The sequence below is a fragment of the Xanthomonas sp. NCPPB 1132 genome (assembly GCF_056629235.1).
Genome location: NZ_CM152819.1, coordinates 729,563 through 744,691 on the forward strand (window position 1 = coordinate 729,563; position 15,129 = coordinate 744,691).

14 protein-coding genes are annotated in these 15,129 nt (G+C 70.3%); 9 read left to right on the forward strand and 5 right to left on the reverse strand.

The window, feature by feature from the left end; all coding sequences use genetic code 11:
* Positions 1-47: 47 nt before the first annotated feature.
* The gene (locus tag AC1G9L_RS03250; RefSeq protein WP_481070262.1) at positions 48-455 is read right to left on the reverse strand and encodes a CopL family metal-binding regulatory protein; all 408 of its coding nucleotides are present in this window, start codon (positions 453-455) and stop codon (positions 48-50) included.
* Between the two features lie 116 nt (positions 456-571).
* Here AC1G9L_RS03250 and AC1G9L_RS03255 point away from each other — a divergent pair, with 116 nt between their 5' ends.
* The 6 genes from AC1G9L_RS03255 (at position 572) to AC1G9L_RS03280 (ending at position 8,227) form a co-directional block, all read left to right on the forward strand.
* Positions 572-1,012: a heavy metal-responsive transcriptional regulator gene (locus AC1G9L_RS03255; protein WP_481070263.1), complete on the forward strand. Its 441-nt coding sequence runs from the start codon at positions 572-574 to the stop codon at positions 1,010-1,012.
* Positions 1,009-3,447 (forward strand): heavy metal translocating P-type ATPase, encoded by a 2,439-nt coding sequence (locus AC1G9L_RS03260; RefSeq protein ID WP_481070264.1) that lies wholly within the window; start codon positions 1,009-1,011, stop codon positions 3,445-3,447. The genes AC1G9L_RS03255 and AC1G9L_RS03260 overlap by 4 nt, the downstream gene beginning before the upstream one ends.
* A 34-nt stretch (positions 3,448-3,481) precedes the next feature.
* The gene (locus AC1G9L_RS03265) at positions 3,482-3,694 is read left to right on the forward strand and encodes a heavy-metal-associated domain-containing protein (protein ID WP_481070265.1); all 213 of its coding nucleotides are present in this window, start codon (positions 3,482-3,484) and stop codon (positions 3,692-3,694) included.
* A 108-nt stretch (positions 3,695-3,802) separates the two neighbouring features.
* Positions 3,803-4,906, forward strand: coding sequence for a PLP-dependent cysteine synthase family protein (locus AC1G9L_RS03270; protein ID WP_481070266.1), 1,104 nt, complete (start codon positions 3,803-3,805; stop codon positions 4,904-4,906).
* A 61-nt stretch (positions 4,907-4,967) separates the two neighbouring features.
* Positions 4,968-6,992, forward strand: a complete 2,025-nt coding sequence (locus tag AC1G9L_RS03275) for a M3 family metallopeptidase (RefSeq protein ID WP_019801919.1) — start codon at positions 4,968-4,970, stop codon at positions 6,990-6,992.
* A gap of 398 nt (positions 6,993-7,390) precedes the next feature.
* On the forward strand, positions 7,391-8,227 hold the full coding sequence (locus AC1G9L_RS03280; RefSeq protein WP_481070267.1) for an SH3 domain-containing protein: 837 nt from the start codon (positions 7,391-7,393) through the stop codon (positions 8,225-8,227).
* Between the two features lie 45 nt (positions 8,228-8,272).
* Here AC1G9L_RS03280 and fabB read toward each other — a convergent pair whose 3' ends face one another.
* Together fabB and fabA are read right to left on the reverse strand one after the other, a co-directional pair.
* Positions 8,273-9,481, reverse strand: a complete 1,209-nt coding sequence (gene fabB, locus AC1G9L_RS03285) for a beta-ketoacyl-ACP synthase I (RefSeq protein ID WP_481070268.1) — start codon at positions 9,479-9,481, stop codon at positions 8,273-8,275.
* Positions 9,481-9,996 (reverse strand): 3-hydroxyacyl-[acyl-carrier-protein] dehydratase FabA, encoded by a 516-nt coding sequence (fabA, locus tag AC1G9L_RS03290; RefSeq protein ID WP_481070269.1) that lies wholly within the window; start codon positions 9,994-9,996, stop codon positions 9,481-9,483. Before fabA ends, fabB begins: the two co-directional genes overlap by 1 nt.
* Before the next feature lie 200 nt (positions 9,997-10,196).
* Between fabA and dinB the strand changes: the two genes are divergently transcribed.
* On the forward strand, positions 10,197-11,267 hold the full coding sequence (dinB, locus tag AC1G9L_RS03295; protein ID WP_481070270.1) for a DNA polymerase IV: 1,071 nt from the start codon (positions 10,197-10,199) through the stop codon (positions 11,265-11,267).
* A 151-nt stretch (positions 11,268-11,418) separates the two neighbouring features.
* Here dinB and AC1G9L_RS03300 read toward each other — a convergent pair whose 3' ends face one another.
* Positions 11,419-12,054 carry an NAD(P)-dependent oxidoreductase gene (locus tag AC1G9L_RS03300; RefSeq protein WP_481070271.1) on the reverse strand — a complete coding sequence of 212 codons (636 nt, stop codon included), beginning with the start codon at positions 12,052-12,054 and terminating at the stop codon, positions 11,419-11,421.
* A gap of 101 nt (positions 12,055-12,155) precedes the next feature.
* Between AC1G9L_RS03300 and AC1G9L_RS03305 the strand changes: the two genes are divergently transcribed.
* Together AC1G9L_RS03305 and gph are read left to right on the forward strand one after the other, a co-directional pair.
* A complete protein-coding gene (locus AC1G9L_RS03305) occupies positions 12,156-13,058 on the forward strand; it encodes a LysR substrate-binding domain-containing protein (protein ID WP_019801636.1) in 903 nt (300 codons plus the stop codon).
* 45 nt (positions 13,059-13,103) lie between these two features.
* Positions 13,104-13,757: a phosphoglycolate phosphatase gene (gene gph / locus AC1G9L_RS03310; protein WP_481070272.1), complete on the forward strand. Its 654-nt coding sequence runs from the start codon at positions 13,104-13,106 to the stop codon at positions 13,755-13,757.
* A gap of 226 nt (positions 13,758-13,983) precedes the next feature.
* On the opposite strand, the gene AC1G9L_RS03315 is transcribed toward gph, so the two are convergent.
* Positions 13,984-15,006 (reverse strand): IS5 family transposase, encoded by a 1,023-nt coding sequence (locus tag AC1G9L_RS03315; RefSeq protein ID WP_019798968.1) that lies wholly within the window; start codon positions 15,004-15,006, stop codon positions 13,984-13,986.
* Positions 15,007-15,129: the final 123 nt, after the last annotated feature.

A 15,129-nucleotide genomic window follows, 5' to 3' on the forward strand; every position in this document is an offset into this window, starting at 1 on the left:
CCTGTGCGCTGCCGCCGGGAGACCGCCCAGCAGGCGGCCGCGCGCGCTCAGGCGCTGGGAGGGCGCTCCAGCCGCGGCAGGCCGGGCGCGCCGTGCGCGGCCTGGGGAGCGGCGGCCACCAGGGTGCGGGGCAAGCGTGGCAGCGCCAGCGGCATCGCCAGCAAGGCCGGCAGCGGTTGCGCGTGCGGGCATTGGCAGCCGGCCATGCCGCCGCAGCCGCCGTGCTTGCCGGCATGGTCGTGGCAGTGCGCGCCGTGGTCGGTCGGCGGCGGTGGCGGTGCGTCGTGGCAGGGCATCGCCGCATGCGCCGGCGCCGCGCTGGCGACGATGGCAGCCGCTTCGTGCGTCGCGCTGCCGTGCGCCGGCATGCCGGGCATCGCCATGGCGGCCGCGGTGCCGTTGAGCAGCAGGCTCAGGCACAGCAGCAGGCGCAGCAGGACGGCGGAAGTCGGCACAGGCGGCAGCGTGGCGTCGGGAACGGAAGAGGATACCGAAGCCGGCGTGCGCGGCAAGCGACCGCCATGCGGCAAGGCTTGACTCTGGACCCGAGTCCAGGGAGTAGGGTGTGCGCATGCGATCCGACCCCGCCACCGCCCGCTTCACCATCGGCGCGCTCGCCCGCCAGGCCGACGTCGCCATCGACACCGTGCGTTACTACGAACGCCAGGGCCTGCTGCCTCCCGCCCCGCGCCGCGCCTCCGGCTACCGCGAGTACGACGCCACGGCAGTGCAGCGGGTGCGTTTCATCCGCCGCGCCAAGGAACTGGGCTTTTCGCTGGAGGAGATCGGCGAGTTGCTGGCGCTGCAGGATGATCGCGTGCATGGCGTGGAGGGCATCAAGCAGCGCGCCAGCGCGCGCCTGCAGGCGCTGGACCGGCGCATCGCCGAACTGACCGAGATGCGCGACACCCTGGCGGCCCTGGTCGAGGATTGCCCCGGCCACGGCGCGCCGGACGCCTGCCCGATCCTGGGCGACATCCGCGGCGATGCCGCCGGCGAGCCGTCGCGATGAGCGCGGACCGGGCCACCGCGTCGCTGACGCTGCCGGTGCAGCGCATGACCTGCGCCGCCTGCGCGGCGGGCGTGGAAAAAGCGCTCACGCGTCTGCCCGGCGTAGCGGCCCAGGCCAGCTACGCCGGCGCGCGCGTGCAGGTGGACTACGATCCGCAGCAGGTGGATCTGCCGACGCTGCTGCAGCGCATCCAGCACGCCGGCTACCGCGTGCCGACCCAGACCGTGACCCTGGAGCTCAGCGGCCTGCACTGCGCGTCCTGCGTCGCGTCCATCGATGCGGTGCTGGCGAAGACCGCGGGCGTGCTTGCCGGCCACGCCAACCTGGCCTCGGCCAAGGCGCGGGTGGAGATCGTGCCTGGTGCGGTCGCGCCCGCGGACCTGGTCGCGCGGATCGCCCGCGCCGGGTTCGGCGCGCGCGTCGTCGAGGCCATGGACCCGGCGCAGCTGGCCGAGCGCGAGCGCAGCGAACGGCGCGCCTGGCGACGCGAGCTGGGCCTGTTCGCCGCGGCGGTGCTGCTGACGCTGCCGTTCTGGGGGCAGATGCTCGGCATGCTGGATGGCGACGCCCTGCGCGGCGCGCACGTCGAACCGCTGCCGCGCTGGCTGCAGCTGTTGCTGGCGACGCCGGTGCAGTGCTGGATCGGCGCGCGTTTCTACCGCGCCGGCTACCGCGCACTGCGCAACGGCAGCGCCAACATGGACGTGCTGGTCGCGCTGGGCACCGGCATGGCCTATCTTTACAGCGCCGTGGTCACCGTGGCCGGCCTGCATGGCCAGCACGTGTACTTCGAGGCCAGCACCAGCGTCATCACCCTGGTGCTGCTCGGGCGCCTGCTCGAGGCCCGCGCCAAGCGCCGCACCACCGCGGCGGTGCGCGCGCTGCTCGACCTGGCGCCGACCACCGCGCGGGTCGAGCGCGACGGCGCCATCGTGGAGGTGGACGCGGCGGAACTGGCGGTCGGCGACGTGTTCGTGGTCGCCGCCGGCGAGCGCGTGCCGGTGGACGGCGAGGTGCTCGAGGGTCATTCCAGCGTGGACGAGGCCATGCTCTCCGGCGAGGCCATGCCGGTGGCCAAGGCGCCGGGCAGCCGTCTGCACGCCGCGACGGTCAATCAGCTCGGCCTGCTGCGCGCGCGCGCCACCGGCGTCGGCGCGGACACCCTGCTGGCGCAGATCGTGCGCATGGTCGATGCCGCGCAAGGCTCGCGTGCGCCGATCCAGCGCCTGGTCGACCGTATCGCCGCGGTGTTCGTGCCGGCGGTGCTGGCCATCGCCGCGGTCACCCTGGGCGCGACCTGGGCGCTGGGCGGCAGCTTCGCCGAGGCGCTGGTGCACGCGGTGGCGGTGCTGGTGATCGCCTGCCCGTGCGCGCTGGGGCTGGCCACGCCGACCGCGATCATGGTCGGCACCGGTGTCGGCGCGCGCGCCGGCATCCTGATCCGCGACGCCGAGGTGCTGGAACGCGCCCGTGCGCTGACCGCGCTGGTGGTCGACAAGACCGGCACCCTGACTCTGGGCCAGCCGCAGGTGACGGCGGTGCTGGTCGCCGACGCGGCCGAGACCGCACCGCTGTTGCGCCTGGCCGCGGCGCTGGAGACCGGTTCGGCGCACCCGCTGGCGCGCGCCATCGTGCAGCGCGCCGCCGACCTGGGGGTGCGCGCGGCCGTGCCGGCGCCATTGGCCGAGGCGGTGCAGACGCTGCCGGGGCAGGGCGTGCGCGGCCGCGTCGACGGGCGCGAGGTGGCGCTGGGCGCGCTGGCGTGGCTCGACGGCCTGGTCGCCGCGCCGGCCGACCCGGCGCTGCGCCGCCAGGCCGAGGCGGCACAGGCGCAGGGCCACAGCGTGGTCGGAGTGGCGGTGGATGGCGCGATGAGCGGCTACATCGCCATCGCCGATCCGCTGCGCGAGGATGCCGCCGAGGCGGTGGCGTTGCTGCAGGCGCGCGGCGTCGCGGTGACCATGCTCAGCGGCGACAACCGCCACGCGGCGCAGGCGGTGGCCGTGCGGCTCGGCATCAAGCAGGTGCAGGCCGAGGTGCTGCCGCAGGACAAGGCCGAGCACGTGCGCCGGCTGCAGGCCGTGCCGGGCGCACACGTGGGCATGGTCGGCGACGGCATCAACGATGCCCCGGCGCTGGCCGCGGCCGACGTCAGCTTCGCCATCGGCAGCGGCTCGGACATCGCCATCGAGGCGGCCGACGTGGTGCTGATGCACGGCGACCTGGCCGGCGTCGCCGCCGCCATCGACCTGTCCGCGGCGACGGTGCGCAAGATCCGCCAGAACCTGTTCTTCGCCTTCGTCTTCAACGGCCTGGGTATCCCGCTGGCCGCGTTCGGCCTGCTCAACCCGGTGATCGCCGGCGCGGCGATGGCACTGAGTTCGGTGTCGGTGCTGGGCAATGCCTTGCTGCTGAATCGCTGGCGTCCGCAATGAGCGCGGATGCGATTTCTCGACCCTGGAGCCTGACATGCACCATCTCGATCTCCTCGTCCACGGCATGAGCTGCGGCGGCTGCAGCGCACGGTTGCAGCGCGTGCTGGACGCCTGTCCGGGCGTGACCGCCAGCACGGTGGTGCTGGAAGGCGGGCGCGTCGGCATCGACTACGACCCGGCGCGCATCGACGTGGCCACGCTGGAGCAGGCGATCGCCGATGCCGGCTTCAGCGTGGTCGCCGGCTGAGCGCCCGCCGCGCCGGGTGAACGCCGCCGTGGCGGCCGCTGCCGCGCATGGCCCTGGCGCGCGGCCGGGCGTGTATCGTGGGCGCGGTTTCTCCGCTCCCGCATCGCCATGACCCATCGCGCTTGGGTGGCCGCCGCCATCCAGAAGATCGAAGCCGACTTCAACCGCTCGGCCGACACCCACCTGATCCCGCTGGACCTGCCCGGTTTCCCCAGCATCGACCTGTACTTCAAGGACGAGTCCAGCCATCCCACCGGCAGCCTCAAGCACCGCCTGGCGCGCTCGCTGTTCCTGTACGCGCTGGCCAACGGCTGGCTGCGCGAGGGGCGCCCGGTGATCGAGGCCTCCAGCGGCTCCACCGCGGTGTCCGAGGCGTATTTCGCGCGCCTGCTGGGGCTGCCGTTCATCGCGGTGATCCCGGCCACCACCTCGCCGGAGAAGATCGCCACGATCGAGTTCCAGGGCGGACGCTGCCACTTGGTCGGGCGCGCCTGCGACCTGCACGCCGATTCGGTGCAACTGGCGCGCGAGACCGGCGGCCACTTCATGGACCAGTTTCTGTACGCCGAGCGCGCCACCGACTGGCGCGCCAACAACAATATCGCCGAGTCGATCTTCCGGCAGATGCAGGAGGAGCCGCATCCGATCCCGGCGTGGATCGTGTGCAGCCCCGGTACCGGCGGCACCGCGGCCACGCTCGGCCGCTACGTGCGCTACCGGCGCCATCCCACCCGCATCCTGTGCGCGGATCCGGAAGTGTCGCTGTTCTTCGACGGCTACCGCGAGGCGCTGGCCGGGCGCGACTACGCCGGCCTGGAAAGCACCGGCGGCTCGCGCATCGAAGGCATCGGCCGGCCGCGGGTGGAGCCGAGCTTCATCCCCAGTTGTGTCGATGCAATGGTCAAGGTGCCCGACGCGCTGAGCCTGGCGGCGATGCGCTACGTCAGCGCGCGCCTGGGCCGGCGCGTGGGCGGCTCCACCGGCACCAACTTCGTCGGCGTGCTGCAGGCGGCCACGCACATGCGCGAGCAGGGCCGCAGCGGCGCCATTGTCACCATCCTGTGCGACAGCGGCGAGCGCTACGTGCACAGCTACTACCGGCCGCAGTGGTACGCCGAGCAGGGCATCGACGTGGAGCAGGCCGATGCGCAGCTGGCCGCGGCGGTGGCCGGTGCCGGCCTGCCGCCGCTGCCTTGTGCTGCGCTGGACTGACCGCCATCTGTCGTTCATGGCCGGCCGCGCCGGTCCTTCCTCCGCTACCGAGAGTTCCGCGATGACCAATCCCCTGCTCGATTTTTCCGGCCTGCCGCGCTTCGATGCGATCCAGCCCGAGCACATCGGCCCGGCGATCGACACGCTGCTGGCGCAGGCCGAGGCCGCCGTGGCCGCCGCCGAGACGGTGGCGCCGGTGCGCTGGGACAGCTTCGTGGCGCCGCTGGACGATGCCACCGAGCGCCTGTGGCGGGCCTGGGGCCAGGTGGGCCACCTGCAGGCGGTGGTCAACACGCCGGCGCTGCGCGAGGCCTACAACGCCAACCTGCCCAAGGTGACGCGCTTCTCCAGCGCGCTGGGGCAGAACCTGGCGCTGTTCGCCCAGTACCGCACGCTGGCGCAATCGCCGGAGGCGGCCACGTTGACGCCGGCGCAGCGCAAGGTGCTGGACAACGCGCTGCGCGATTTCCGCCTGGGCGGCGCCGAACTGGGCGAGGCCGACAAGCAGCGCTTCGCCGCGATCCAGGAAGAGCTGTCGGCGCTGTCGGCCAAGTTCTCGCAGAACGTGCTCGACGCCACCGACGCGTGGTCGCTGCTGATCGACGACCCGGCGCGCCTGGCCGGCTTGCCCGAGGACAGCATCGCCGCCGCGCGTGCGGCGGCCGAACGCGACGGCCAGACGGGCTGGAAGCTGACCCTGCAGATGCCCTGCTACCTGCCGGTGCAGATGTACGCCGAGGACCGCGCCCTGCGCGAGACGCTGTACCGCGCCAACGCGATTCGCGCCTCGGAGTTCGGCGATGCGGCGCTGGACAACAGCGCGGCGATCGGCCGCATCCTCGCCCTGCGTCACGAACTGGCGGCCCTGCTCGGCTTCGCCAGCTACGCCGAGTATTCGCTGGCGACGAAGATGGCGCAGGATCCGGCACAGGTGCTGGCGTTCCTGCACGACCTGGCCGCACGCGCCAAGCCCTACGCGCAGCGCGATCGCGCCGAGCTGGAGGAATTCGCACGTGAGCACCTGGGCCTGGATACGCTGGAAGCCTGGGATCTGGCCTACGTCAGCGAAAAACTGAAGCAGGCGCGCTACAGCTTCTCCGAGCAGGAGGTGAAGCGCTACTTCACCGAGCCCAAGGTGCTGGACGGCCTGTTCGGCCTGATCCACGACCTGTACGGCTTGCGCGTGGAGGCCGACAGCGCGCCGGTGTGGCATCCGGACGTGCGCTTCTTCCGCCTCAGTGATGCGCAGGGGCGCCTGGTCGGGCAGTTCTACCTGGATCTCTACGCACGCGAAGGCAAGCGCGGCGGAGCCTGGATGGACGACTGCCGCAACCGCCGCGAACGCGCCGACGGCGTGCAGACCCCGCTGGTGTACCTGGTGTGCAACTTCGGCCGCGGCAGCGACGGCAAGCCGGCCACCTTCACCCACAACGAGGTCACCACCCTGTTCCACGAGATGGGCCATGGCCTGCACCAGTTGCTGACCCAGGTCGGCGAACTGGGCGTGGCCGGCATCAACGGCGTGGAATGGGACGCGGTGGAACTGCCCAGCCAGTTCATGGAGAACTTCTGCTGGGAATGGCCGCGCCTGCAGGCGATGACGGCGCACGTGGACAGCGGCGAGCCGCTGCCGCGCGCGCTGTTCGACAAGATGCTGGCGGCGAAGAACTACCAGAGCGGCATGTTCACCGTGCGCCAGCTCGAGTTCGCGCTGTTCGACATGCAGCTGCACCACAGCTTCGATGCGCAGTCCGACAGCGTGCTGCAGTTGCTCGAGCGCGTGCGCGACGCCGTGGCGGTGAACCGGCCGCCGGCGTGGAACCGCTTCCCGCACCAGTTCAACCACATCTTCGCCGGCGGCTATGCGGCTGGCTACTACAGCTACAAATGGGCCGAGGTGCTCAGCGCCGACGCGTATGCCGCATTCGAGGAAGCGCCGGATCAGTTGGCGAACACCGGCGCGCGCTTTCTGCGCGAGATCCTCTCGCGCGGCGGCAGCCGCCCGGCGCTGGAGAACTTCACCGCCTTCCGCGGTCGTGCGCCGGAGTTGGAAGCGCTGCTGCGGCACAGCGGTATGGCGGGATAAGCCGGGATTGGGGATTGGGGATTGGGGATTTGTGATTTTTCGCGAGTGCATGGCATTTCCAGCGCTTCTGGCTTTGTTGTAGGAGCGGCTTCAGCCGCGACGGAGCATTACCGGTAACGCCCGTCGCGGCCGATCCCACAAAAGGGACAAGAGCCGCTCCCGCAGAAAATCGCTTGCCAATGCTTTGGCTCCGCCCAGCACACTGCCATCCCCAATCCCCAATCCCCAATCCCCAATCCCCAATCCCCAATCCCCAATCCCCAATCCCCAATCCCCAATCCCCAATCCCCAATCCCCAATCCCTGCTCCTCCGTGCTAGAACGAGGAACAGCGGCACAGCGATCTTCGCCGCCGTGATAGCGGCGCAGAAAACCGCCGCACTACACAAGGAGGACCGCATGAAGCGAGCAGGGTGGTGGACGCCGTTGCTGTTGAGCATGGCCGCGCCGGCGCTGGCGCAGGACGGCAGTGGCACGGTGCGCATCGGCGCCAGCCTGCGTGCCGGCCCGGCGCCGGAGTATCCGCGTGTGGCCACGCCGGTCACCGACGACGCGCTACGGGTGCATGGCTGCACCCGCGACTGGGCCTGGTGCGATGTCAGCTGGCGCGAAAAACGCGGCTGGTTGCCGGCCGGCGCGATCGATTTCAGCGCACAGGAACAGGGCATCGTACCCGGCGTGCCCACCGTCGGCTTTGCGCTGGATCGCTATTGGGACACGCACTATCGCGGTCAGCCGTGGGCGCGTGAACGCGCGCGCTATCGACCGCTGGAAAGCGCAGCGGCCGCGGCCGGCCCGGCGCAGATTCCGGCTCCGTTGCAGCGCCAGTTGGCGCCGCAATGGCGGGCGCCGCCACCGGCGGCGTCTGCCTCCGAGGCCGTGAGCGGCGCGCCGCAATGGACGCCTCCGGGCGAGCGGATGCATCAGATCCCGCCGCCGGATGCGCTCAATCCCCGCTACAACAAGGAATTGTCGAAGGAACTGCAACGGCAGGAAGACGACCGTCGCCAGCGCGAATCGATGGGACTGCAGCCGGTGCCGCCGCCTGCGTCTGCGCCCTCGGCATCGCCGAAGTGGCCACCATCGCCGGCGACGATCCAGTGGGTCGAGCGGCATTCGCCGAAGCCGACCTCGCCTCCGCCGCCACCACCTCCGCCTTCAGCGCCACCGGCCAAGCCGGAAGCGCACAAGGACGATGCCTCCGGGCGCCACGACGTGAAGCAACTGGAGCGCTGAGCCGCGGCGCGGCGCCCTCGCAGGCGCCGCGCGGCCCGGGCACGGTCAGGCCTTGGCGAACACCAGCGCGGCGTTGGTGCCGCCGAAGCCGAAGCTGTTGGACATCACCGTGCGCAAGTCCGCGTCGCGGCTTTCGCGCACGATCGGGAAGCCCTCGGCGCGCGGATCCAGCGTGTCGATATTGGCCGAGCCGGCGATGAAGCCGTCGCGCAGCATCAGCAGGCAGTAGATCGCCTCGTGCACGCTGGCCGCGCCCAGCGAATGCCCGGACAGCGCCTTGGTCGAGGACAGCGGCGGCACCGCATCGCCGAACACCGCGCGCACCGCGTCCAGTTCGGTGACATCGCCCAGCGGCGTCGAGGTGCCATGGGTGTTGAGATAGTCGATCGGCGCGTCCACGCCCTGCAGCGCCATGTGCATGCAGCGCACCGCGCCTTCGCCCGACGGTGCCACCATGTCGGCGCCGTCGGAGGTCACGCCGTAGCCGACCAGTTCGGCATGGATGCGCGCGCCGCGCGCCACCGCGTGCTCGTAGTCCTCCAGCACCAGCATGCCGCCGCCGCCGGCGATGACGAAGCCATCGCGCGCGGCGTCGTAGGGCCGCGACGCCACTGCCGGCGTGTCGTTGAAGCCGGTGGACAGCGCGCCCATGGCGTCGAACATCAGGCTCATGGTCCAGTCCAGCTCTTCGCCGCCGCCGGCGAACATCACGTCCTGCTGGCCGTGGCGGATCAGGTCTGCCGCCGCGCCGATGCAGTGCGCCGAGGTCGCACAGGCCGCCGACAGCGAGTAGCTCACGCCCTTGATCTTGAACGCGGTGGCCAGGCTGGCCGAGACCGCCGAACACATCGTGCGCGGCACCATGTACGGGCCGACCTTGCGCACGCCGCGGTTGCGCAGCAGGTCCGCCGCTTCCACCTGCCAGTGGCTGGAGCCGCCGCCGGAGCCGGCGATCAGGCCGATGCGCGGGTCGCTGATCGCCGCCTCGTCCAGGCCGGCGTCGGCCAGCGCATCGCGCAGCGCCAGGTAGGCGTAGGCCGAGGCATCGCCCATGAAGCGCTTGAGCTTGCGGTCGATCGCCGCGTCCAGATCCAGTTGCACATCGCCGCCGACCTGGCTGCGCAGGCCGGCGTCCACCGCCTGCGGGTTGTGGCGGATGCCGGACTGACCTTCGCGCAAGGCGCGCGCCACGCTGTCCAGATCGTTGCCCAGGCACGAGGTGATGCCCATTCCGGTAATGACCACGCGCCGCATCAGAACGCCTCCGTCGACGTGAACAGGCCCACGCGCATGTCCTTGGCGGTATAGATCTCGCGCCCGTCCACCGACATGCGGCCGTCGGCCACCGCCATCACCAGCTTGCGGTTGATTACCCGGCTGATGTCGATCTCGTACACCACCTGCTTGGCGCTCGGCAGCACCTGCCCGGTGAACTTCACTTCGCCCACGCCCAGCGCGCGGCCGCTGCCCGGCGCGCCCAGCCAGGTCAGGAAGAAGCCGGTCAGCTGCCACATCGCATCCAGGCCGAGGCAGCCGGGCATCACCGGATCGCCGATGAAATGGCAGCCGAAGAACCACAGGTCCGGGCGGATATCCAGCTCGGCGCGGATCACGCCCTTGCCGTGCGCGCCGCCGGTCTCGTCGATGGCGACGATGCGGTCGAACATCAGCATCGGATCGTTGGGCAGGCGCCCGGCGTCGGCGCCGAACAACTCGCCGCGTGCGCTGGCGAGCAATTGCTCGCGCGAATAGGAAGACAGACGACTCATGAACGGAACATTCCCAGGCCAGACAGTCGAGGCGCGCAAGAGTGCATGAGCCTTGCGCGTTCAATCAAACGTTTTATCCGTACGCACGCGTAGTGTCGGCAGGGGCGGTGGCGCGCGCACTGCGCCGGATCAAGGCGCGCATTCTCAGTCCGTGCGCAGTGCCGGGCTTATCATGCGCACACCGTTCGCAGGCGTAGGGTATGGGGTCGATGCGCAAGATCATTCACGTCGACATGGATGCGTTCTACGCGTCCGTGGAGCAGCGTGACGATCCGGCGCTGCGCGGCAAGCCGGTGGTGGTAGCCTGGCGCGGCATGCGCTCGGTGGTGTGCGCCGCCTCCTACGAGGCGCGCGTGTTCGGCGTGCGCTCGGCGATGCCGGCGCTGCGCGCCGAGCGGCTGTGCCCGGATGCGATCTTCGTGCCGCCGGATTTCGCCCGCTACAAGGCGGTGTCGCGGCAGGTGCGCGAGATCTTCCAGCGTCATACCGACCTGATCGAGCCGCTGTCGCTGGACGAGGCCTACCTGGACGTCACCGCGCCGAAGGGCGAATTGCGCACCGCCACCGAGATCGCCCAGACCATCCGCGCGCAGATCCGCGCCGAAACCGAACTGACCGCCTCGGCCGGGATCGCGCCGAACAAGTTCCTGGCCAAGATCGCCTCGGACTGGCGCAAGCCCGACGGCCAGTTCGTGATCCGCCCGCATCGCGTGGAAGCCTTCCTGACCCCGTTGCCGGTGAACAAGGTGCCCGGCGTGGGCAAGGTGATGGAGGCCAAGCTGGCGGAACTGGGCATCGCCACCGTGGGCGATCTGCGCGCGCGCAGCGAAGCGGAGCTGGAGGCGCGCTTCGGTAGCTTCGGCCTGCGCCTGTACCAGCGCGCGCGCGGCATCGACGAACGCCCGGTGGAATCGGACCAGCCGGTGCAGTCGATCTCCTCCGAGGACACCTTCGCCGAAGACCTGGCGCTGGATGCGCTGGAGCCGACGATCCGGCAACTGGCGGAGAAGACCTGGAACGCCACCCGCCGCACCGAACGCATCGCGCGCACGGTGGTGCTGAAGCTGAAGACCGCGCAGTTCCGCATCCTCACCCGCAGCTTCACCCCCGAGCAGCCGCCGGAGTCGCTGCAGACCTTGATCGACATCGCCCTGGCGCTGCGCGCGCGCGTGGACCTGCCGGCGTCCACCCGCTACCGCCTGGTCGGCGTGGGCCTGTCCGGCTTTCACGAACGCGCGCCTGGGCAGGCGCAGGGGCAGTTGTTTCGCTGACTGCGCCGGCCGTCCGTTGGCGACCAGCGCGCTCGCCTCCTTGCTTCGCGCTGTCTTCGTCGAACGCGCGAATCTGGCTGCGACAGCGGCCGCTGGCGACAACGGACGAGCGGCCGAGCGGTCAGCCCGCCGCGCTGTGCCGGCGCATGGCTCAGTAGGCGGCAGTGGCGACCTGGCGCAGGTACTGCGGGCGTTCGATCTCGTCGACGAACACGCTGGCGTAGTCGGCGTAGCTGATCGCGCTATGGCCCTGCGCATCGGTGAGCAGCGCGGTGGCCTGCGTCCGCGCACCACCGCGCGCGGCGCCGGGGCCGATCTCGGCGGCCGGGGCAAAGAAGGTCCAGTCCAGGTCATCGGCGGCGCGCAGGTGCTGCAGGGAGGCGCGATGCGCCAGCGCGTAGGGCTTGTAGGCGTCGGGGAAGTTCGGGGTATCCACCAGTTGCACGCCTGGTGCCACTTCCAGGCTGCCGGCGCCGCCGACCACCAGCAGGCGGCGCACACCGGCGCTGCGGGCGACCTCGACCAGGGTCTGGGCCGCGGCCGGGATCGTGTCGGCCGCAGCGGCACTGGGGCCGTAGGCACTGGCCAGCACATCGTGGCCGCGCACGGATGCGGCGAGCGCGGCGTGGTCGTCCAGCGTAGCGAGCACGACCTTGGCGCCGTCCAGCTCCGGCGGCAGCGGCTGCGTGCGGCGGACCAGGGCGGTGACCGCGTGCCCGCGGCGCATCGCTTCGCGGGCGATGTGGCGGCCGATCTTGCCGGTCGCGCCGATCAGGGCGATGTTCATCGAGATGCTCCAGTCAGTGGATGGGATGCGCACAGCCTAGCGGTGGCGATTGGGGCGATAAACGGCGTATAAGTCGACTATTTGTTGCATGGAACGAGCAAATGGATCGTCTGACCGCGATTGCGGTATTCGTCGAGGTCGCCGAGCGTGGGAGCCTGACCGCGGCAGCCGAGGCGTTGGACCTGTCGCGGGCCATGGTGTCGCGCCACCTGGCGGAGCTGGAGCGTTGGCTGGGCGTGCGCCTGCTCCACCGGACCACGCGGCGGGTCACCCTGACCGGCGCCGGCGAAACCGCACTGGCGCGCTTCCGGCCGATGCTGGACATGGGGGCGGCACTGCGCGAGGAACTGGCGAGCGACGACCCGGAGCCGCACGGGCAACTGCGGGTGACCACGTCGGCTTCGTTCGGCCAGGCGCATCTGGCCGCGGCCGCGGCCGAGTTCATCGCCCGTCATCCGCAGGCACGTGTGGACATGCTGTTGGCCGATCGCACGGTCAACCTGGTCGAGGAGCGCATCGACCTGGCCGTGCGCATCTCCCATCGCGTGGATCCGGGGTTGATCGCGCGGCGGCTGAGCGTGTGTCGCTCGGTGCTGTGCGCGGCGCCAGCGTATCTGCAGCGGCACGGTGTCCCGCAGACCGCCGCCGACCTGGCCGCGCACAATTGCCTGGGCCATCACTACGTGGGCAAGCACGCGTGGCCGCTGCGCCATCGCGGCGAGCGCGTGTCGGTGCCGGTGAGCGGCAACTTCACCGCCAACGAAGCCACCGTGTTGATGGAGGCGGTGCGCGCCGGCGCCGGCATCGCGATGCTGCCGACCTATCAGGCCGCAGCGCTGCTGCGCAGCGGCGAACTGCAGCGCGTGCTGCCCGACCACGAACTCGACACCATGGACATCTTCGGCGTGTACGCCTCGCGCCGGCAGCAGCCGGCGATCGTGCGCGTGTTCCTGGATTTCCTGGTCGCGCGCTTCGGCGACGTGCCCTACTGGGATCGCGACTGAGCGAGTTGCCTACAATACGCGCCGGCTCTGGCGCGCAGGAACGACATGACATTTCCCTATGCAGTGGTGGTGTTCGACCTCGACGGCACCCTTGTCGACAGCGGCGCCGACATCGCCGAGGCGCTGAACCGCACCCTGGTCGACTTCGGCCTGCCGCGGGTGCCGGAGCCGACCGTGCTCGGCTGGATCGGCGAGGGCGTACGCAAGCTGGTCGAGGCCGCCTGGCGGCATGCCGGGGATACCACGCCGATCGATGCGGTGATGCCGACCTTCATGCGCCACTACGCCGAGTGCCTGTTGCGCAGTCCGCGGCTGTATCCAGGTGCGGCCGAGGCCTTGGCGCAACTGCATGCCGATGGCGTGACGCTGGCGCTGTGCACCAACAAGCCGTCGGCGATGGTGCCGCCGCTGCTGCAGCATCTGGGCGTGGCGGAGCTGTTTTCCGCGGTGTTGGGCGGCGACAGCCTGCCCGAGCGCAAGCCCAGCCCGGCGCCGTTGCTGCACCTGGCGCAGCAGTTCGCACAGCCGCCGGCGCGCTGCCTGATGGTCGGCGATTCGGGGACCGACCTGCAGGCCGGGCACGCCGCCGGTATGCCGGTGGCGCTGGTGCGCTACGGCTATCCGCGCGACCTGGATCTGGCCACCGCCGACGTGGTGCTGCTGATGGACGATCTGCGCGAGCTGCTGCAGTTGCGCTGAGCGATGGTCGCGCAGCGCCGCGGTGCCACGCGAAGATCCCGGTTGTGTCGTAGGAGCGGCTTCAGCCGCGACGGGCTTTATCGGGAAAGCCCATCGCGGCTGAAGGGCACCTCGAACAACCTGCCACGACCTGGAGCCAGGGGCAGCATCTGTCGCAACGGCACCAGAGCGGCGCCTGATCGTGGTGGTTGGGAGGCTGAGGTGGCCGCTCGGCCACCTCAGCCGATCACGCCGGCACCATGGCCCGCTCCTGTAGCCGTGCCAGCCGCATCACGTTATGGCTGGCGACCTTCAGCCCGATCACCACCTTTGCCCGCGCCAAGCCGATGCAGCGTACGAACTTGCCGCCTTGTTGGGCCAAGCGCGCAAACGGGTGCTCGCCGAACACCCGATCCTTGGCAATGCGACGGTTCCGGCGCTTTGCTGCCTCGCTCAAGGGCTTGCGTGCCTGCCCTTGATGTTGGATCGCGGGGCGGTAACCACGCTTTTTCAGGTCTGCTTCTCGCGCTGCATCGGCATACCCGCTATCGGCCCATACCGTGCGGCCGGTGTTGTCCGGGTCCAGCACCTGCTCGAAGTGGCGGCTGTCGTGCACGTTGGCCGCGCTCACGTCGTAGCGGCGGATGAAACCCCAGCGGCGGTCCGTGCTGGCGTGCAGCTTGTAGCCGTAGAACGTCACCCCATGCTTCCTGGTCCAGCGTGCCTGCACGTCTTTCTGCGCACGCTTGGCATCACTCCAGTCCTGGCCGACGTCATCGCCCTGCTTGATCTGCGCGTTCTCCTCGCGCGTGTTGCGCTGGATCGGAGCGCTGACGATGCTGGCGTCGATGATCTGACCGCCGCGGGCAATGAACCCAGCACGTTGCAATTGCTCACCGATCGCCGTGCTGATGTCGCCCATCAGATCCTTGGTCTTGAGCCGTTCGCGCCACACCCAGATCGTCTTGGCGTCGGGCACCTTGCCGCTGTGTTCCAGTCCAAGGAATTGCTGGAAGCTGCGCCGATCCAGCACCTGATACTCCAGCGCATCGTCGGAGAGGTTGTACAACTGCTGCAACAGCAGCAGCTTGATCATCATCTGCGTCGGCCAAGCCGGACGGCCGCCGCGCTTGCCGGTACCCAAGGACAGCTTCGCGTCTACGGCGTGAGCAATCCCGGCAAAGTCGATATGCCGTGACAGCAGAGCCAGAGGATCGCCGATCTGCTGCCGCTTGGCTTCGCGTTCGTGGCCGGCAAACAGGCTGATCATCGTGGCGTCCTCGGCGTGTTCTCCAGACCAATGATGCCAAAGGTGGGGTTTTTAGAGGTGCCCTGAAGCCGCTCCCACGAAAAGACGCGTGTGATGTCCGAGCTGTCGCGTCGCGCCACGCCT